Below are 19828 nucleotides of genomic sequence, written 5' to 3'. Positions count from 1 at the left end.
ATCCTAACGCCTAACGGGGGTTCCGCGTGTGCTAGGACTCGCGCCCATGGCCAGGTACATCGCCCTGCTGCGCGGAATCAACGTCGGTGGGAACAAGAAGGTCCCCATGGCTCAGCTCCGCGAGCTGATGGAGGGGCTCGGCTACACCGAGGTCGCCACCCTGCTCCAGAGCGGCAACGCCGTGTTCACGTGCAAGGAGAAGAATCCGGCGAAGGTCGCCCGGCAGCTCGAGGCGGCCATCATCCAGGAGTTCGGCTTCGAGGTCTCCGTCGTCCTGCGCACGCGGGACGAGCTGGAAGCGGTGATCAAGGCCAACCCCCTGCCCGGCGCCGAAGACGCTCCCTCCCAGTTCCTGGTGACGTTCCTCTCCGAGGCACCGGACCCCAAGCGGTTCGCGCAGATCGACCCGGCGGCCTACCTGCCGGACGAGTTCCGCCTGGTCGGCCGGGAGATCTACGCCCGGTTCCCGAACGGCGTCGGGAGGTCGAAGCTGGCCCCCGTGCTCGGAGGGACGCGCCTGGGGGTCATCCCGACCGCTCGCAACTGGAGCACCGTCACGAAGCTCCTGGAGCTCGCCGACGGCTGAGCGGGGGGCCCCGCTGACATCTCGATGTAGGCAGAGCCCGACATGGAGGTGGGCTGTCCTCTCCACTCGCCGCTCCGCTATTCTCCGCCCCCCGCCCTTCCACGCGAGACGGAATCCGAGATGACGCCAGTTCCCCGCACCACCGAGGCCACGGCAGCCCGCCCCTCTTCGACTCCCGACGACGTCCGCGTCGTTCCCGCGGCAGTCGCCCAGCGGCGGCTCTGGGTCATGGATCAGTTCGAGCCGGGCAGCTCCTTCTACAACCTGTCCACCTCCCTGCGGCTGCCGGGCACCCTCGACGCCGCCGTGCTCGAGCGCGGCCTGGATGAGCTCCTCCGCCGTCACGAGGTGCTCCGCACCACCTTCGCCTCCGTCGACGGGACGCCCATCCAACGGATCTCCCCCCCGCGGCCCTTCGCCCTGTCCATCATCGACCTGAGCCACCTGCCTCCCGCGGAGCGCCAGGCCGAGGCGTCTCGCCTGGCCACCCAGGAGGCAGGCAAGCCCTTCGAGCTCTCCACCGCCCCCCTCATCCGGGGCACCCTCCTGCGGCTCGGCGAGCAGGAGCACCAGTTCCTCCTCACGCTCCACCACACCATCTCCGACGTGCGGTCCCTGGGGGTGCTCCTGCGCGAGCTCCGGACCACCTACGACGCGCTCGCCGCCGGCCAGCCCGCGCCCCTCCCCGAGCCCTCCACCCGGTACGAGGACTTCGTCCGCTGGCAGCAGGAGTTCCTCCACGGTGAGGCCGTTGCGGGCCTGCTCGACTGGTGGCGGAAGCAGCTCGCCGGAGTCCCCAACATCCTCGAGCTGCCCACGGATCGCCCTCGGGGGACCGTCCAGAGGCAGGAGCGCGCCAGTCATTCCGTGACGCTCCCCGCGTCCCTCACCCGGGGCCTCGAGGCACTCGCCCAGCGGGAGGACGCCACGCTGTTCATGACGCTCCTCACCGGCTTCAGCACCCTGCTCCACCGCTACTCCGGCCAGGAAGACGTCGTCGTCGGAGCCCGTGTCAGCGGCCGCACCCGGCCCGAGCTGGAGAACGTCGTTGGCCCCATCGCCAACACGCTCGCCTTGCGCAACAACCTGTCGGGCTCCCCTCGTTTCGTGGAGCTGCTCGCCCGCGTGCGCGAGGTCACGCGCGCCGCCCTGGCCCACCAGGAGCTTCCCTTCGAGACGCTCGTCGAGGCGATCCAGCCAGAGCGCAACCTCGGCCACGCGCCCATCTTCCAGGTGATGTTCGACCTGCAGGACGCGCTCACGGCCAGCGCTGGGGCGCCCGTGATCGCCCGGAGCGCCAAGACCGATCTGACGCTGTTCATGGCCCGGACGGCCGAGGGCCTGAGCGCCACCTTCGACTACGACATCGACCTCTACGACGCCGAGCGCATCCAGCGCATGGCCGGCCACTTCCAGCTGCTGCTGGAGTCCGCGGTCGCGCGGCCCTCCCAGTCCATCTCCTCGCTCCCGATCATCCCCGAGGCCGAGTGGCGCACCCTGCGCGAGTGGAACTCCGCCACCTTCGACTTCCCTCGCGACCGGTGCGTCCACGAGATCTTCTCCCAGCAGGCCGCCCTCACCCCTGACGCTCCCGCCGTCACCTACGGCCCCAGGTCCTTCACCTATCGCGAGCTCGACGAGCGCTCCAACCAGCTCGCCCGCCACCTGCGCGCCCAGGGCGTCGGCCCCGAGGTCCTCGTCGGCCTGTGCGTCGATCGCTCCGTGGACCTCATCCTGGGCATCATGGGCATCCTCAAGGCGGGCGGTGCCTACCTGCCCCTGGATTCCGCCTACCCCGCCGAGCGTCTGGCCTTCATGCTCGAGGACGCCAGCGTCAGCGTGCTGCTCGTCCACCAGGACAAGCTCCGGCGCTTGCCCGCCTTCTCTGGCCCCATCGTCCGGCTCGACGCCGACGCGGACCTGAAAGCCATCGGCCGCGAGTCCGCCGAGCCGCTTCCTCCCACCGCCTGCCCCGACAACCTCGCCTACGTCATCTACACCTCGGGCTCCACCGGCAGGCCCAAGGGCAGCGCCATCTACCACCGCACCATCTTCGCCCTCGTGGACGACAAGGACCTGCACCCCTTCGGCCCGAAGGACCGCGTCGCCCAGACGTCCAACATCTCCTTCGACCCCAGCGTCTTCGAGATCTGGGGCGCGCTGACCCACGGCTCCCACCTGATGGGAATGACCGCCGACCCCGCGCGTGCGCCCGAGGACTTCACGGCCCAGGTGCGGGACCAGGCCATCAGCGTCATGTTCTGCAGCACGGCGGTGCTCAACCTCCTGGCGCGCCAGTACCCGGCGACCTTCCGGAACGTCGACACGCTCTTCTTCGGTGGCGAGGCGGCGGACCCCACCGCCCTGCGCGAGCTCTTCAAGCACGGCCCTCCGCGCCGGCTGGTCAACGGCTACGGCCCCACCGAGTGCACCGTCTTCTCCACCTACTACGATGTCGCCACGCCGCCGCCCGCCGGCTCGTCCGTGCCCATCGGCCGGTCCCTGGGCAACGGCGCCATCTACATCCTCGACAAGCACATGCAGCACGTCCCCATCGGCGTGCCCGGTGAGCTCTACGTCGCCGGTGAGCGGCTCGGCCGCGGCTACTTCAACCGCCCCGATCTCACCGCTCGCATCTACGTGCCCGACCCCTTCAGCTCCACCCCGGGTGCCCGCCTCTACAAGACGGGGGACCTCGGGCGCTTCCTGCCCGACGGCCGCATCGAGTACCTGGGCCGCATCGACCACCAGGTGAAGATCCGCGGCTTCCGCGTGGAGCTGGGGGAAATCGAGGAGCAGCTGCGCCTGCACTCCAGCGTCAAGGATTGCACCGTGCAGGCCGTGGAGGCCGGCGGAGACCGGAAGATCGCCGCCTGGTTCGTCCCCCGCGAGAACGCCGCGCCCACCGCGTCCGAGCTGCGCTCCTTCCTGCGCGAGCGCCTGCCGGAGCACATGCTGCCGGCCTCCTTCACGACCCTCTCCGAGCTGCCGCTCACGCCCAACGGCAAGGTGGACCGGCGCGCCCTGCCCGCTCCCGACACCACGCGCGGAGACGAGGACAGCTATCAGCCTCCGAGCACCCCCACCGAGAAGACGCTGGCCCGGCTCTGGAGCTCGCTGCTGGAGCTGGAGCAGGTCAGCGTCCATGACAACTTCTTCCACCTCGGTGGCCACTCGCTGCTCGCCACCCAGCTGCTCACCCGCGTCAACGAGACGTTCCGCCTCCAGCTCCCCCTGCGCCGCATCTTCGAGGCCCCGACCCTCGCGCAACAGGCGGAGGTCGTCGAGGCCACCCTGCGCAACGGCGCGACGGATCTGCGCCCGGAGCTGCGGCCCATCCCCCGCGGCGGCGACCTCCAGATCTCCTCCACCCAGGAGCGGATCTGGCTCATGGAGCAGCTGCACCCCGGCAACCTCGCCTACCGGATCCTCGTCTCCTACCGCATCACCTCGCCGCTGGACGTCGCCGTGCTCCAGCGCAGCCTGGATGAGCTGCTGCGCCGGCATGAGGCGCTCCGCACCCTGCTCGTCGCCACCGGCGAGGGGGTCCCCGTGCAGCGGATCGCTCCTCCTGGACCCTTCTCCCTGCTCGTCACGGACCTGAGCCACCTGCCCCCCGCGGAACGCGAGGCCGAGGCCGCGCGCATGTCCCTCGTGGAGCTCCATCGGACGCTCGACGTCACCACCGGCCCGCTCATCCACGGCACCCTGCTGCGGCTGGGCGAGCAGGAGCACCAGCTCCTCATCACGGTCCACCACATCGTCTCCGATGGCTGGTCCCTGCGGGTGATGATGCCCGAGCTGCGCACCCTCTACGGGGACTTCGCCGCGGGCCGGCCCTCGTCGCTCCCCGAGTTCCCCCTCCAGTACGCGGACTTCGCCGCCTGGCAGCGGCAGTGGCTGAAGGGCGAGACCCTCGACCAACTGCTCGCCTACTGGAAGAAGCAGCTCGCCGGAGCCCCCGCCATCCTCGCGCTGCCCACGGACCGGCCGAGGCCTCCCGTCCACCGCTACAAGGGCGACATCCTGACCATCCGCCTGGGCGAGACGCTCACCCGGGCCATCGAGAACCTCGGCCGCGAGAAGGGTGTCACGCTGTTCATGACGCTCCTGGCCGGCTTCAACGTCCTGATGCAGCGCTACTCGGGCCAGGATGACATCGTCGTGGGCTCGCCCATGGCGGGCCGCATCCAGCCCGGACTCGAGCGCATCATCGGCATGTTCATCAACACGCTCGTGCTGCGCAGCGACCTGTCGGGGGACCCGACCTTCGTGGAGCTGCTCGGCCGCGTGCGCGAGACCACCCTCGGCGCCTACTCCAACCAGGAGATGCCCTTCGAGAAGCTGGTCGAGGACATCCAGCCGGAACGCACCCTCAGCCACTCGCCGATCGTGCAGGTGACGTTCGTGCTGCAGAGCGTGCCCACGCTGGAGGCGGATCCGTCCGCCCCGCTGCAGATGACCGCCACCGCGGAGCCGTGGGAGCTGTACAGCGGCGCGTCCAAGAGCGACCTGACGCTGTTCATGGCCCGGTATCCCGAGGGCCTGAGCGCCACCTTCGAGTACGACACCGATCTCTTCGACCGTGAGCGCATCCAGCGCATGGCCGAACACTTCCAGATGCTGCTGGAGGCCGCGGTCGCCCAGCCCGCTCAGCCCATCTCCTCGCTGCCGATCCTCACCGACGCCGAGCGGCGGACTTTGCGCGAGTGGAACTCCGGCACCCGCGACTTCCCTCGCGACCGGTGCGTCCACGAGCTCTTCTCCCAGCAGGCCGCCCGGACTCCGGACGCTCCCGCCGTCACCTACGGCCCGCACTCCCTCACCTACCGCCAGCTCGACGAGCGCTCCAACCAGCTCGCCCGCCACCTGCGCTCCCAGGGTGTGGGCCCCGAGGTCCTCGTCGGTCTGTGTGTCGATCGCTCCGTGGATCTCGTCGTGAGCATCCTGGGCATCCTCAAGGCGGGTGGCGCCTACCTGCCGCTGGACTCCTCCTACCCCTCCGAGCGCCTGGCCTTCATGCTCGAGGACGCCAGCGTCAGCGTGCTGCTCGTCCACCAGGACAAGCTCCAGCGCCTGCCCGCCTTCTCCGGACCCGTCGTCCGGCTCGACTCGGATTCGGACCGGGAAGCCATCCGCGGCCAGTCCGCCGAGCCGCTTCCTCCCGCCGCCTGCCCGGACAACCTCGCCTACGTCATCTACACCTCCGGCTCCACCGGCAGGCCCAAGGGCAGCGCCATCTTCCACCGCGGCATCTGCGCCCTGTCCTACGACAGGGACTTCCACCCGTTCTCCCCGACGGACCGCGTCGCGCAGGCCTCCAACGCCTCGTTCGACCCGAGCACCTTCGAGATCTGGGGAGCCCTGCTGCACGGTGCGCATCTGGTGGGCATCACCGCCGACCCCGCGCGTGCACCCGAGGACTTCACCGCCCAGGTGCGGGACCAGGGCATCACCGTCATGTTCGTGACCACGGCGGTGCTCAACCTCCTGGCGCGCCAGTACCCGGCGACCTTCCAGAACGTCCACACCCTCGTCTTCGGTGGCGAGGCGGCGGATCCCCTGGCGCTGCGGGAGATCTTCAAGCACGGGCCTCCGCGGCGGCTGGTCAACGGCTACGGCCCCACCGAGTGCACCGTCTTCTCCAGCTTCCACCCCGTCGCCTCGCCGCCGCCCGTGGGCCTTCCCGTGCCCATCGGCCGGCCCCTGTCCAACGGCCCCCTGTACATCCTCGACAAGCGCCTCCAGCACGTGCCCGTCGGCGTGCCCGGTGAGCTCTACGTCGCTGGCGAGCGCCTGGGCCGCGGCTACTTCAACCGCCCCGAGCTCACCGCCCGCATCTACGTGCCCGACCCCTTCAGCGCCACCCCGGGTGCCCGCATGTACAAGACGGGTGACCTCGCGCGCTTCCTGCCCGATGGCCGCATCGAGTACCTGGGCCGCATCGACCACCAGGTGAAGATTCGCGGCTTCCGCGTGGAGCTGGGGGAGATCGAGGAGCAGCTGCGCCTGCACCCTGGCGTCAAGGACTGCACCGTGCAGGCCGTGGAGGTCGGTGGAGACCGCAAGCTCGCCGCCTGGTTCGTTCCCCGCGAGCAGGCGCCCACCGCGTCCGAGCTGCGTGCCTTCCTGCGCGAGCGCCTGCCGGAGCACATGCTGCCGGCCTCCTTCACCGAGCTCGCCGCCCTGCCGCTCACGCCCAACGGCAAGGTGGACCGCCGCGCCCTGCCCTCGGCCGAGCCCACGCGGAGCGACGATCACAACCACGTCCCTCCGCGCACGCCCACCGAGGAGGCCCTGTGCCGTATCTGGGCCGCTCTCCTGGAGGTGGCGCGTGTCGGCATCCACGACAACTTCTTCCACCTCGGCGGCCACTCGCTGCTCGCCACCCAGCTCATCTCCCGCATCCGGACGGAGTTCGGGGTGCAGCTGCCCCTGCGCTTGTTGTTCACGGGTCCCACGGTGGCCGAGATGGCGCAGCACCTCGGCGAGCGGCCGGGACAGGTGGTTCCCGTCGTGGAGCTCCAGCGCGCGATTCCGCCGCTGGTCCATGCGCCTCGCGGCGGCTCGCTCGCGGTGTCCTTCACCCAGGAGCGCTTCTGGCGCTTCTTCCAGCGCGCCCCCGAGTCCAGCGCCTACAACATCCCCTGCGCGTTCCGGCTGCGCGGCCGGGTGGATCCCCGCGCCATGCGGGGCGCCTTCCAGGCGCTCATCGCCCGGCACGAGTCCCTGCGCGCCACCTTCTTCGAGGAGCAGGGCCGCCTGCGGCAGCGGATCTCCGACTCGGTCGACTTCCAGATGCGGGAAGTGGATCTGCGCGGGCGGGAGAACGGCGAGGACGAGGCCCGCAAGCTCATGGCCGAGGGCGCCGCACGCCCGTTCGATCTGACGCGCGGACCGCTGCTGCACGCCACGCTGATGCGGCTGGCGGACGAGGATTCCCTGCTGTTCTTCTGCGTGCACCACATCGCGTCGGACGGCTGGTCCATGGGCGTCATGGCCCGCGAGCTGGGCGCGCTGTACTCGGCGCTGGTCGACGGCCGTGAGCCCGAGCTGCCGCCGCTGCGCTTCCAGTACCCGGACTACGCGGCCTGGCAGCGGAGCTGGCTGGCCGGTGAGGAGCTGGAGCAGCGGCTCGGGTACTGGAAGAAGGCGCTGGCGGGCGCACCCACGGAGCTGGCGCTCCCCACGGACAAGCCGAGTCCTCCGACCCGGACCTTCCAGGGCACCTACCGCGATGTCGTCTTCGGCCGGGAGCGCAGTGCCGCGCTGCATGCGCTCTGCCAGCAGGAGCGGGTGACGCCGTACATGGCCATTCTGTCGGCGCTCGGCACCGTGCTGGCCCGGCGCTCGGGTCAGGAGGAGGTGGTGATTGGCTCGCCCATCGCCAACCGGCTCCTGTCGGATGTCGAGCCGCTCATCGGCATCTTCGTCAACGGGCTGGCCCTGCGCGTGGACTTGAGGGGCACGCCGGGCTTCCGCGAGCTGCTGCGGCGGGTGCGCGAGGAGACGCTGGGTGCCTTCGCGCACCAGGAGGTGCCCATCGACCTGGTGGCGGCGACGGTCGCGCCACAGTCTCCGCCGAACCGCTCGCCCCTGTTCCAGGTGATGTTCGTCCTGCAGAACGCCCCGGAGTCGCCGCTGGAGATGAAGGGACTCACGGTACAGCCGTACGGGGTGGACCGCGGCAACGTCACCTACGAGCTCGCGCTGTCGCTGCAGGAGACGTCCGAGGGCTTCGCCGGTGTGCTGGAGTTCAACACCGACCTGTTCGCGCCGGCCACTGGCGAGAGCATTCGCTCGGAGGTGATCCGGTTGCTGGACGCCGTGCTGGCGAATCCGGAGCTGCCGGTGGGTCCGGGCATGCGGGAGGTGTGAGGTAGCGCGGGCGCCCTCTTCCTCCGGGAGAGGGTGCCCGGGCCTGTGTCCGGGCGCAGGTGAAACGAACACGTGAATTCCTGGGATTGGGGCTTTTTCTCATCTCCATTTCGCGCTACGAGCGCGGTCCCATGAAGACCTCTTGTACGCGCCACGTCCTGTCCCCCTCACTGCTCGCCCTCGCCGGTCTGCTCGGGCTGTCCTCCTGCGCTCCCGAGACACTCGAGCAGGAGGAGCCCGGCACCCTCCGGTCCGCCCTCTACTACCCCTCCATCACCTACGGCACGCTCCAGACGCTCGCGCCCGGGGTGACGTACCGGCACGCCAGCGACGTGTCGGTGCCCTGGCAGCTCGACATCATCGAGGTGGACCTGGCCAACCCCAATGTGGAGCTGGTGCCGCTGGTGCGCGCGGGGACGGGCGTGGAGCGGACGAGCGCGATGGCGGCCAGGGCGGGCGCCATCGCCGCGGTGAACGCGGGGTACTTCGCCAGCACGGGACAGTCCTACAGCCACATCGAGGTGGATGGGACCGTCCTGGCGACGAATGCCTCCTCGCGGCCGGCGCGCTCCACCTTCGGCCTGTCGGCCCAGCACAACGCCACGCTGCTCCAGGTGCGGGTGGACTCCACCAACACCCCCGTGCCCGCGGAGCCGGCCTACGGCTCCATCCTCGATGCCATCGGCGGAGGCCCCAACCTGGTCACCAACGGCGTCGTGGACGTGCGGGACGTGGAGGAAGGCTTCGATGCGGCCAGTGGCATCGGCGCCACCACCCGTAGCCCCCGCACGGCCCTGTGCCACAAGAGCGCCTCGAAGAAGGTCTACCTGGTCACGGTGGATGGCCGCCAGAGCGGCTGGAGCGTGGGCATGACCCTGGCGGAGATGGCCCGGCTGCTCGTGGACCTGGGGTGTGATCGGGGCATGAACTACGACGGAGGCGGCTCGACGACGGCCTGGGTCAACGGCGCGGTGGTGAACCGGCCCTCGGATGGCACGGAGCGCTCGGTGGTCTCGGCCTGGGGCGTGGTGCCGTCCTTCGTCATCGACAACGGCGACGCCGAGTTCAGTGCGGTGGGCACCTGGACCGTCTCGGCCAACGCCGGCTACTACGCCACGGAGTCGCTGTACCGTGTCGGCGGCACGGGCGCCAACAGCGCGACGTGGCGCCCCAACCTGGCCCGGAGCGGCAAGTACAACGTCTACGCGTGGTGGGTGAGCTCCAGCAACCGTGCCTCCGCCGCGCCCTTCGATGTGCGCCACGCGCTGGGCACCACCCGGGTGACGGTGGACCAGCGTGCCCAGGGCGGTCAGTGGAACCTGCTGGGCACCTTCTCCTTCAACGCGGGCACCGCGGGGGCGGTGACGCTGACGGATGCGGTGCCCTCCAGCCAGGTGCTCTCCGCGGATGCGGTGAAGTTCGTCTACGCCGGCACGCTGTAGTCACCTACTTGTGCAGCGAGGTCGTGGCCTCGTCCGCGGACACCACCTGGATGCTCCGCGGGCGCTCGGCGATCTTCAGGAGACGCGCGAGCGCTCCAGCCAGTTGCTCGGTGGGGCTCGGCGTGCCCGCCACCGTCAGCACCATCTCGTAATCATCCCCCTCCGAGCCGGAGATGATCTGCGTGCGCGCGGTAATCACACCCGGGAGCGTCGTGGCCAGACGGCGAACCGAGGCCATGCAGATCTTCTCGCCGCCCTTCACGAGGAAGTCCGAGAACCGCCCCTGGAAGTACAGGTAGCCCTCCGCGTCGATCTCGAACCGGTCTCCGGTGGCCAGCACTCCGGGAGCACGCAGAGCCAGGAGCTTCTCGCCCTCCACGAAGCCGATCCGGCGCTTCATCACCGTGTCCGAGGACACGATGAGCTCCTTGTGCCCACCGGGGCGGGGAGACAGCGACACCTGGACTCCAGGCAGCGGCAAACCCACCGAGGCGAAGCGGTGCTCCGGCTCCGCATGGGCCGCCAGCGTCGCGACACGGGGCCCGGCCTCCGAGAGGCCATAGGTGAGGTACAGCTCGCCCTTGGGCCGCAGGCGGAGCAACTGGGCCACGTGCTGCGGGGAGAGCACGTCCCCACCCACCCCCAGACAGCGCGTCTCCTCGGGGAAGGGCCCACCGTGCTGGAGCAGCGAGCGCACCAGGAGCGGCGTCAGCGCGGAAACGGTGATGCCACGCTCGGCGAGTATCCGCAGGTACGAGGCGGGCTGGAACGGAGGCCCGCGGATGATGAGGTCCGCGCCACGCAGCAGCGAGGCGAAGGCCTGCGCCACCATCGAGTACGAGTAATACAGCGGCAGGTCCACCAGCACCCGGTCGCCCGAGCGCAGCCCGACGGCATCGGCATGGCGGAGCGCATTGCGGAACAACGCCGCCAGGTCGAACACGCACCCACTGGCGAAGCCCGAGGTCCCGGACGTCAGCAACACCATCTCCCCGGGTTGCGCCCCCGGAGGCAGCGTGTCGGAGAACAGGGCCACCTCGGCCCTGCCCAGGTTGAAACGCTCCACGTCCTGGGCCTGGGGAGCCGGGCGGCGCATGGCCACCAGCGCGCGAGCCGGGAGCGCCTCCACGAGCGACTGCTGCCGCGAGGCCGGCGCGGACGGAGACACCAGCGCGGGCACGCCCCGGGCGAGCAGGATGCCAAAAACATGGGCCAGCAGCCCGGCACCATTCGGGAGGGCCACGAGGACGACATCTCCCGGCCGCAGACCGTGGGCCCGCCACGAGGCGGCGAGCTGCTCCACCGAGTGCTCCAGGGGCCCGGAGTCGGTCAGGTCCTGGATGCGGTCCAGGAACCCCTGGATGGAAGACAGGGACACACCAGCCAGCTCAGCGGGCGATTGGTTCATGGTCACGAGGCTCGAGGAAGGAGGGTCCGCACGACGAGCGCCGGGTCCACGCCCGGTCCCGTACCCCGGGTGAGCACGACACAGGCGGCGTGGGGCGGCTCCCCGGGGAGGGAGGCCGTGGTTCCGATGAGCGCGTAGTCGACGACACCGCGCGAGAGCCACGCGGCGGAGAGCGCCAGGGCCGTCCCCACGCCGTCCGGCACGGGCAGGGTCAGGGCGAGCGTCGGCCCCCGCAGGGCGTGGACGATGCACGCCAGGCCGGCGGGGGCGCTCGGGGTGGACGAGGGAAAACGGATGGGAGAGGCGAAGCCGCGCTGCGCCTCGCTGGCCACCTGGGCCATGGCCTCGCGCGGGCCCTCGGGGCCCAGCTGGATGAGCGAGCACCGGTCCTTGGCGGCCTGGAAGGCCTCGCCCAGGGGCGCCGTGGCCTCACCGACGGCGAGCACCAGGGCCCAGGCCATGGGGTCCGCATACCGAACGATCGTCTTCACCCGGGCCGCATACGGGTTGGACGCCTCCCCGCGCGCCACCGCGCTGCCAGACAGCACGAGCGCGCTCTCTCCAGGAACGGACGGGCTCATCGCGGCACCTCGAAGACGAGGGAGGTATCGAAGCCTCCGAACCCGAGCGTCAGGCTCAAGCCGAAGCGGGCCTGATGGCGGACCGGCTTGCCCACGGGGAGAGGACAGGGGAAGTCGGGGTCCGGCTGCTCCAGGCCGACGACGGGAGGAACCACGCCCTCGCGCAGCCCGAGGATGAGCGCGATGGCCTCCAGCGCGCCGGTGGCGCCGAGGCTGTGCCCGAAGGCCCCCTTGGTGGCGAACACGAGCGGAGCCGCGCTCGCGCCGAAGACGGCCCGGAAGGCCTCCGCCTCCGCCCGGTCATTGAGGGGCGTGGCCGAGCCATGCGCGTTGATGAGGCCGATATCGCTGGGGGACAGCCCCGCGTCCGTGATGGAGCGGGAGATGGCGAACCGGGCCCCCGCGGCGGACGGGTCGGGAGACGTCATGCTCGCCGCGTCATTGGCCGAGCCAGCGCCGCGGAAGACGGCGAACACCGGCGCCGAACGCGCCTGGGCATGCGCCATGGACTCGAGCACGAGGAAACCCGCCCCCTCGCCGAGCAGCATGCCGTCATGGCCCTGGTCGAAGGCGCGCAGCCGCGTGGGCGACATCGTGGAGAGCGCCGAGTGCGCCAGCCGCTTGCTCTGGGCGAGCACATCCACGCCGCCGCAGACACACACCTCGGCCAGCCCGGCGCGAATCAACTCCGCGCCCACGAGGATGGCATCCGCCCCCGAGGAGCAGGCGGTGGAAATGGCAACGGGCGGAGCAGTCGAGCCAACCGTCCGCGCGACCTCCTCCACCCAGGCGTGGAGCGGACCTTCCCGCTCCTGCGCATCATCGAGATACGCGCCCAGGCTCGTTCCGAGCACCAAGCGCGCGTTGGAACCACCCGTCGCCAGACCGGCCTCGGACAGGGCACGGCCCAGCGTCTCCACCGCCAGACGGCGCAGGCGGGGCGCGGGGGCGTCCTCCGAGGGGCGGACCACCGCGGCCAGCCCGTTGCGCAGACGATGCGGAGAAGGGATCTCCACGAAGCCGTGCTCGCCCGCCAGCAGCCGGCGCCACACCTCGTCGAGTCCATTGCCGAGCGCCGTGCTCCACGCGGCGCCGGTCACGGCGACGGGCGTTACCATAGGGGCGAGCCCAGCTCCGAAACCTTGGTGCGGACCAGACTGGCGCGGAACGCCGCCACGCGGTTGCCGCCCACCGTCATCTTCCCGGAGTACTGGAACATGTTGCCCACCAGGCGGTTGGCGGTAATCCGCAACACGATCTGGTCTCCCGGCACGACGACCTTGAAGAAGCGCGAGTCCACCGAGCCGATCAGCGTCAGCTCGTCCTCGGCCAGCATGGAGGTGCTCATCTGGTAGAGGATGATGCCGGCCTGGGCATTGGCCTGCATGAGGTTGCTGCCCGGGTAGATGGCGCGCTCGGGGAAGTGGCCGGCGATGCAGTCCACGTTGCCCGAGATGGAGATGAGCGCCTCGAGGAACTTGCCGGGCTCATGGTCCGTGATGCGATCCAGGAGGACCATCGGGTGGCGGTGCCGCAGCCACTTGCGCAGCTCGGTGAAGCCCAGGGGCTTGGGCTGACGCACTTCGTTCGCGGGCGTGGCGCTCACGGGGACGGGGCCTGCTGCTGCAGCGCGGCCTTCAGGTTTTCCGGGATGCATACGGGTGCTCCACTCTCATGGTTGACGACGGCCAGATCCAGACTGCCGGAGGCGAGCAACACGGGCTCGGGACCGGTGCCCTCGCGGTACACCTTCACCACGACCTTGAGGCTCGCGGGCCCCACGTTCTCCAGGGCCGGGACGAGCAGCATCACGTCCCGGAAGCGCGCGGCGTTGCGGTAGGTGATCCGCAAGTCCCTCACGCGCAGCTCGAGCCCTTGAGCCTCGAACACGCCGAGCCCGACGCTCCGGCGCTCCAGCTCGTCCAGCGCCGCCGTCTCCATCAGAGAGGCGTAGCGGGAGAAGTGGACGACGCCGGCGGCATCGGTGTCGACGTGCTCGACGCGATGACGCACTTCCATTACGGCGTCCCCTCGGCGAACTTCCGGACGCCCTTCTGGATGCGCGCGACCAGCTCGCGCAGGTCATCCGCGCCCGCGATGAGGGGCGGCGCGATGCGCATGGCGGGGAACGTGTAGCGCAGCCCGTGCGAGCGCTTGCCCGCGCCGGCCATGAACTCCACGAAGGCGCCCGCCTCGATGACCCGGGTGCGCAGCTTGTTGAGGGCACCCGCGGACTTCTCGGTCAGCTCGATGCCATTCATGTAGCCCAGGCCGCGGACCTCGCGGAACAGCTCGGGGAAGGCCTCCACCACGTCCTTCTTCAGCCGGCCGCGCAGCTCCTCGCCCAGGGGACCGGCGCGCTCGACGAGCTTCTCCTCCACCAGGTACTGGAGACCGGAGCGCAGCACCGCGCTGGTGAGGGGCCGCAGGTCCGACGTGGACACCGCGCCGCTGGAGCGCACGGACAGCTCGCGCCGGGCGATGACCATGGACGTGGAGACGACACCCATGCCGAGGCTCTTGCCGATGACGGTGATGTCGGTGGGGATGGGCCCCTGCTCGTCCGTCATGCCGAAGAACCGGCCCGTCTTGGCGAAGGTGAGCACCTCGTCGGCCACGAGCAGCACCTCGTGCTCACGGCACAGCGCCGCCAGCCGGCGCAGGTAGCCGGGAGGAGGCACGATGATGCCGCCATCACCCTGGATGGGCTCCACGAAGACGGCGGACAGCTTGCCGCCGTTCTCGGCGAAGAAGCGCTCGAGGATCTCCGGCTCGGCGTACGGCAGGAAGGACACCTCCAGACCGTAGGGAGCCTCGGTGCTCGGCTGGGGCAGACCGAGGCGATAGTGCCGGCGGTTGAGCAGGCTGAGCAGACCGCCCGTCCACCCGTGCCAGGCACCCTCGAAGGCCAGGATGGTCCGCCGGCCCTCACGGCCCGCCTTCGGCGACAGCCGGCGCCGGTCGAAGCCGGACTCCAACACCAGCCGCAGCGCGAGCTCCAGACCCTCGGAGCCGGAGTTGCGGCCGCTCGCGTGGTACTGGTCGCCCGGGAAGCGGTCCGCCCAGAGTCCACCCGGGCCGAACAGCTCCTCCAGCAACTGCACGCGCGCCAGCGAGCCCAGCTCGTCCGTGACGTAGCCGCTGCTCTCCAGGCCCTCGCGCAGCGCCTGCTGCATGCGGGGGTGGCCGGCGCCCAGACAGGCACTGGCGTAACCGCCGCTCGCATCCATCACCTCCAGCACCAGGCCCGCGTCCGGACCCTCGAGCGGCACCATGTGCTGCACGAGCCCGCGCGCCTGGAGACAGGAGAACGGCAGACGCCCACCGGCATAGTGGTCCATCTGCAGCGCCATGCCGGCGCGCAGCCGCTCCACGTCCTGGGGGCTCAGCCTCTCGCCCACGGCGGGCACCTTCATTGCGCCACTCCCTGCGCGGCCTGGAGGTTGGAGATGAGCGACGCCAGCTGGTTCACGGTCCGGAAGGTGTCCGCGTTGAAGTCCTCATCGGAGATGCGGATCTTGAACTGGTCCTCACAGATGACGCGCAGCTCGAGGAAGCCCACCGAGTCCAGGCCGATGACGGACTGCAGGCCATCGTCCAGGCCGATCTGGTCCTCGGGGATCTCCACGAAGAGGTTGGTGACCAGGATCTTCTTGAGGCTGGATGTCAGTGCTTCGTTCTTCATGGTGTGCGAATCCTCGCTTGGGGGGAGTGTCTTCAGGGTTCTCTTCGGAGCCCTACCGGCTCACGCACCCGAGGGTGCCTTTCGTCACGCGCAACAACTCCTGGGGCCGGATCCGGAGCAACAGCTCGGGGCGGCCGCCACCGCCATACCCCTCGGGGTACTGGAGCACCGCCTCATCGAGGATGACGCGGAGGGGCTTGGGGTAACCCAGTGGCGGCGTGCCGCCGGGAGGATACCCCGTTTCCTGGAGAGCGAGCTCCTCGCTGGCGAAGGACACCTTGGCGCACCCCGCCACGCGGGCCACGGCCTTGAAGTCCACGCGCTTGTCGCCCGGCAGCACGGCGACCAGCACCTCGCCGGTGTCCGCGCGGAGCACGAGCGACTTGAAGATGCCGCCCACGGGAATGCCGAGCTGCTGCGCCGCGGCATCCGCCGTCTTCATGGGCACCTGGAGCTCGATGAGCTGCGCGTCCACGCCCTCGCGCGCCAGGAAGTCTTTCAAATCAACCATGGCTCAGGACGATCTTCCCGATGTTGCGGTTGGCTTCCATCTCCGCCTGGGCCTCCGAGAACCGCTCCAGCGGGTACTCGGCGTGGACCACGGGAGTCAGCTGCCCCCGGGCGAGCACCTCGGCCCAACGCCGGCGGAAGTGCGCGTTCACCTGGCGCTTCTCGTTCATCGGCCGCAGCCGCAGCGACGAGCCCTTGATCTGCAACCGGCGCTGCACGACCTTCAGCAGGTCCAACCCGGCCGACATCCCGTCCAGCAACCCCACCACCACGAGGCAGCCCTCGTGCTTGAGCAGGGACAGGTTGCGCTCCAGGTACGCGCCGCCGATGAAGTCCATCACCAGCTCGACGCCCTCGTCCCGGGTCAGCCGCATCACCTCGCGGGCGAAGTCCTGCTCCTTGTAGTTGAGGGCCTCGTCCGCCCCGATGGCGCGCAGGGCCTCCACCTTCTTCTGTGAGCCCACGGTGCAGTACGCGGTGGCCCCGATGTGCTTGATCATCTGCACCATGGTGGTGCCGATGCTGCTGGCGCCCGCGTGGACGAGCACCGAGTGCCCGGGCTGGAGCCCGCCCAGCGCGAACAGCGTCTCATTGGCCGTGAGGAAGGACTCCGCGGTGGCCGCGGCCTCGCGGAAACCAAACGACTCGGGGATGGGGTTGGCCATGCCCTGGTCGAGCAGGCAGTAGTCGGCGAACGCGCCGCCCTCCACCACGCCGTAGACGCGCTGTCCCCGGACGAAGCCCTTCACGTTCTCGCCCCAGTCCTCCACCGTGCCGGCGATCTCCACGCCGGGGATGGCCGACTGGCCCTCGGGCACCTTGTAGATGCCCTGGCGCTGGAGGATGTCCGCGCGGTTGAGCGCACTGCCGTGCACCCTCACCAACAGCAGGTCCCCCGTGGCCACCGGCTTGGGGACCTCGCGCAGCTTCACCACCTCGGGCCCGCCAGAGCCCTCGTAGACAACGGCTCGCATGGTGCTCAGTACCCCGCCTTTTCCTCGATACCCTTCTCGCGCGTCGGCACGAGGAAGCTGCGCTCGAACGAGAGGAACTTCTCACCCGTCGCCTTGAGGCCCACCGTCTCGCAGGTGATGATCCCCTCGCCCGGACGCTTCTCGGAGGGCCGCTTCGCCAGGATGCGGCTCTCCGCGTAGAGCGTGTCCCCCGCGAAGACGGGGTGCGTGAGGCGGATTTTATCCCAGCCGAGGTTGGCCACGGCCCGGCCGCTCGTGCTGCGCACGCTCATGCCGCACACGATGCTGAACGTCACCAGCGAGGAGATGAGGGGCTTGCCCCACTGCGTCTCCTCGCAATACGCCGCGTCGATGTGGAGCGGCGACGGATTCATGCTCAGCAGGTTGAAGAGGAGGTTGTCGGCCTCCGTCACCGTCCGGCCAGGACGGTGCTCGAAGACATCCCCCACGGTGAAGTCCTCGAAGTAGAAGCCGATGACCTCGCGGTACCGCTGCGGTCCGACCTGCTTGTATCCCGTGATGCCGGTGCCATCCATGAGGGCTCGTCCTCGCGCCGCCGCGGGCGGGGGTCAGAAGTGGGCGACGATTTCCTTGACGGTGGCGCAGAAGGCGAGGACCTGCGCCTCGTCCATGTCCGCGCGCAGCATGAGGCGCACGCCCGCCTCGCCCTTGGCGACGATGGGGAAGAACACCGCCGAGCAGTAGTACCCCCGCTTGTACAGCTCCTTGGACAGCCGGACGGCCTTCTCCTCCTCGCCCACCGGGAGCAGGCGCACGGGCATGCCGTTGCCCGCCAGCTTCGTGGGGAACTCCCGGTCGAACAGGGCGATGTTGCGCTGCAGCTTCTCCTGGAGCTGCCCCAGCTCGGGCGAGCGGTGCAGCGCGATGCTCGCCAGCGAGGCGCCGATGGAGGGAATCTGCATGTTCTGCGACCAGGCCAGCGGACCGCCGTTGCGGTTGACGAAGTCGAAGATCTTGTCGCTGCCCAGCATGGCCACGCCACCGGACGTCCCGAACGCCTTGGCCATCGAGGCGACGATGAGCGTCAAGGGGTTCATCTTCATGCGCGAGCGCACGTAGCCCTCACCGTTCTTGCCGGTGATGGACAGCGAGTGCGAGTCGTCGAAGTAGAGGAAGAGCCCGTAGCGCTCCTGGAGCTGGAGCAGCCCCTCGAGCGCCGTCAGTCCGCCCATGGAGTAGGCGCCATCGGCCACGTAGGCCACGCGCGGGTACTTCTTGCAGACGTCCTCCAGGAAGTTGAGGTCGTTGTGGGGGCTCGTCAGCGTCAGGCTCTCATCGCCGCAGATGGGCTTGATGTAGGCCATGGAGAAGTGACAGAAGCGGTCGAACACCATCACGCGCGGCTTGCCATCCTCGGTGAGGTGGCCCGAGGCGATGAGCGGCAGGATGCCGGAGGACAGCGCGCTGCACGAGGCGCCGAGCAGGGCCGGGCCGCCGTAGAGCGAGCTCAGCTCCTCCTCCAGGCGCACCAGCAGGTTCGGCCGGATGCGCACGGTGGACAGCGACAGGCTGGTGGTGCCGCACTCCTTGAGCGCGTCGATGGCGCCCTGGAGGATCTTCGGGTGGTGGTTGAGCCCGAGGTACGAGCACGAGCACAGCACCATGAACTCGTGGTTGTGCGCCGTGTCGATGAGCCGGTTGTTGGAGTCGAAGTCCACCTTGATGCCGATGAGCCCGTCCTCGGCGGCGCGCAACCAGCCGCGGTCGCCCACGGCGATCATCTTCTCGTTGTTGCGGTACTGCCGGGGGCCCACGACGTTCGGGGCGGTGCTCGACTCCATGGAGACTCCTCTCAAAGGGTGGCTGACGTGTGTGGTGCTGCCGGGGCGCGGGGCTCAGCCCTCGCGATTCCCGAACTCCTCGAGCATCCGCCGGGCGGCCTCGATGAACGGGGTCCCCATCATGGTCCCATCCACGACGGCGATGTTGAAGTCCTTGGCCTGGCTCTCGGCCAGAATCTTCCGGGCCTTGGCCAGCATGCGCTCGTCCGGGGAGAAACCGGGCTGGATGACTTCGATCTGCCCCGGGTGGATGGCCACCTTGCCGCTGAAGCCCATGTTCCGGGCGAGCGAGACCTCGCGGCGCAGCTCCTCCACGTTGGGGATGTCGAAGAAGGGCGAGTCGATGACGTGCAGGTTGGCGGCGCGCGCGGCGGTGACGAGCCGCGCACGCGCGTAGTACAGGGGCTCCCAGGACAGGGACGCGCCGATGTTGAAGGAGAAGTCCGCCGAGCCGAAGACGAAGCCCTTGAGCCGCGGCGTGGCCCGGGAGATGGCGTCCACGTTCTCGATGCCCCGGGCCGTCTCCACCAGCGCGAGCAGGTCCACCTGGGCGCCCTGGGAGCCGAGCACCTGCTCGACGATCTCCAGGTCGCGCGGCGACTCCGTCTTGGGCAGCATGATGACGTCCGGCTTGACGGCGTAGTCGCGGATGGCGAGCAGGTCGCGCAGGCCCTCCGGCCTGGTGATGGAGTTGATGCGGACGGCCCGGCGGCCGGAACCGGAGGCGGTGCGCGGCGCGGTGAAGAAGGCCTCGGCCTTGGCCCGCGCGGCGTCCTTGAAGGGCGCGGCCACGGAGTCCTCCAGGTCCACCAGACTCATGTCTGCACCGGACTGCTGCCCCCGGGCGAAACGCTCGACCGCCAGCGCCGGGGTGAACAGGATGGAGCGGCAATACGTGGTGAATCTCATGGCTGGCTGCCTCCGAGGGCGAGAGGACTGCCCCGCCTCACCCGTCCCCCAGG

Annotated in this window: 15 protein-coding genes; 3 read left to right on the top strand and 12 right to left on the bottom strand. The window is 69.9% G+C overall.

All coding sequences use genetic code 11. The annotated features are described in order from the left end of the window. Positions 1-46: 46 nt before the first annotated feature. The 3 genes from VFZ09_RS06605 (at position 47) to VFZ09_RS06595 (ending at position 9906) form a co-directional block, all read left to right on the top strand. Positions 47-586 carry a DUF1697 domain-containing protein gene (locus VFZ09_RS06605; protein ID WP_329726626.1) on the top strand — a complete coding sequence of 180 codons (540 nt, stop codon included), beginning with the start codon at positions 47-49 and terminating at the stop codon, positions 584-586. 120 nt (positions 587-706) lie between these two features. Continuing rightward, entirely contained in the window at positions 707-8464 is a 7758-nt protein-coding gene (locus VFZ09_RS06600; RefSeq protein ID WP_329726625.1) for a non-ribosomal peptide synthetase, read from the top strand. A gap of 131 nt (positions 8465-8595) precedes the next feature. Then, on the top strand, positions 8596-9906 hold the full coding sequence (locus VFZ09_RS06595) for a phosphodiester glycosidase family protein (protein ID WP_329726624.1): 1311 nt from the start codon (positions 8596-8598) through the stop codon (positions 9904-9906). A gap of 4 nt (positions 9907-9910) precedes the next feature. Here the strand turns inward: VFZ09_RS06595 and VFZ09_RS06590 are convergent, their stop codons facing one another. Genes VFZ09_RS06590 through VFZ09_RS06535 form a run of 12 tightly spaced genes read right to left on the bottom strand, consistent with a single transcriptional unit; the run spans position 9911 to position 19775 of the window. Next, the gene (locus VFZ09_RS06590; RefSeq protein ID WP_329726623.1) at positions 9911-11314 is read right to left on the bottom strand and encodes a class I adenylate-forming enzyme family protein; all 1404 of its coding nucleotides are present in this window, start codon (positions 11312-11314) and stop codon (positions 9911-9913) included. Between the two features lie 2 nt (positions 11315-11316). After that, positions 11317-11895: a coronafacic acid synthetase gene (locus VFZ09_RS06585; protein WP_329726622.1), complete on the bottom strand. Its 579-nt coding sequence runs from the start codon at positions 11893-11895 to the stop codon at positions 11317-11319. Further along, the gene (locus tag VFZ09_RS06580) at positions 11892-13013 is read right to left on the bottom strand and encodes a beta-ketoacyl-[acyl-carrier-protein] synthase family protein (protein ID WP_329726621.1); all 1122 of its coding nucleotides are present in this window, start codon (positions 13011-13013) and stop codon (positions 11892-11894) included. The genes VFZ09_RS06585 and VFZ09_RS06580 overlap by 4 nt, the downstream gene beginning before the upstream one ends. Next, positions 13007-13501 carry a beta-hydroxyacyl-ACP dehydratase gene (locus tag VFZ09_RS06575; RefSeq protein ID WP_329726620.1) on the bottom strand — a complete coding sequence of 165 codons (495 nt, stop codon included), beginning with the start codon at positions 13499-13501 and terminating at the stop codon, positions 13007-13009. The genes VFZ09_RS06580 and VFZ09_RS06575 overlap by 7 nt, the downstream gene beginning before the upstream one ends. Then, positions 13498-13914 carry an acyl-CoA thioesterase gene (locus VFZ09_RS06570; RefSeq protein ID WP_329726619.1) on the bottom strand — a complete coding sequence of 139 codons (417 nt, stop codon included), beginning with the start codon at positions 13912-13914 and terminating at the stop codon, positions 13498-13500. The genes VFZ09_RS06575 and VFZ09_RS06570 overlap by 4 nt, the downstream gene beginning before the upstream one ends. Beyond that, on the bottom strand, positions 13914-15311 hold the full coding sequence (locus tag VFZ09_RS06565) for an aminotransferase class III-fold pyridoxal phosphate-dependent enzyme (RefSeq protein ID WP_329726618.1): 1398 nt from the start codon (positions 15309-15311) through the stop codon (positions 13914-13916). The genes VFZ09_RS06570 and VFZ09_RS06565 overlap by 1 nt, the downstream gene beginning before the upstream one ends. Then, positions 15308-15580 (bottom strand): acyl carrier protein, encoded by a 273-nt coding sequence (locus tag VFZ09_RS06560; protein WP_329726617.1) that lies wholly within the window; start codon positions 15578-15580, stop codon positions 15308-15310. The genes VFZ09_RS06565 and VFZ09_RS06560 overlap by 4 nt, the downstream gene beginning before the upstream one ends. A gap of 52 nt (positions 15581-15632) precedes the next feature. After that, on the bottom strand, positions 15633-16091 hold the full coding sequence (locus VFZ09_RS06555) for an aminoacyl-tRNA deacylase (protein WP_073559293.1): 459 nt from the start codon (positions 16089-16091) through the stop codon (positions 15633-15635). Then, complete coding sequence (locus VFZ09_RS06550; protein ID WP_329726616.1) at positions 16084-17064, bottom strand: NAD(P)H-quinone oxidoreductase; 981 nt, start codon at positions 17062-17064, stop codon at positions 16084-16086. Before VFZ09_RS06550 ends, VFZ09_RS06555 begins: the two co-directional genes overlap by 8 nt. Positions 17065-17069: 5 nt before the next feature. Continuing rightward, a complete protein-coding gene (locus VFZ09_RS06545) occupies positions 17070-17600 on the bottom strand; it encodes a MaoC family dehydratase (RefSeq protein WP_329726615.1) in 531 nt (176 codons plus the stop codon). A 33-nt stretch (positions 17601-17633) separates the two neighbouring features. After that, positions 17634-18866: an aminotransferase class I/II-fold pyridoxal phosphate-dependent enzyme gene (locus VFZ09_RS06540; RefSeq protein WP_329726614.1), complete on the bottom strand. Its 1233-nt coding sequence runs from the start codon at positions 18864-18866 to the stop codon at positions 17634-17636. A gap of 54 nt (positions 18867-18920) precedes the next feature. Further along, the gene (locus VFZ09_RS06535) at positions 18921-19775 is read right to left on the bottom strand and encodes an HpcH/HpaI aldolase/citrate lyase family protein (protein WP_329726613.1); all 855 of its coding nucleotides are present in this window, start codon (positions 19773-19775) and stop codon (positions 18921-18923) included. Between the last annotated feature and the right edge of the window lie 53 nt (positions 19776-19828).

The organism is Archangium sp., from assembly GCF_036277355.1.
Taxonomy (GTDB): Bacteria; Myxococcota; Myxococcia; order Myxococcales; family Myxococcaceae; genus Archangium.
The sequence above is the reverse complement of the archived record's forward strand: the minus strand, read 5'-3'. Positions and strand labels throughout refer to the sequence as shown.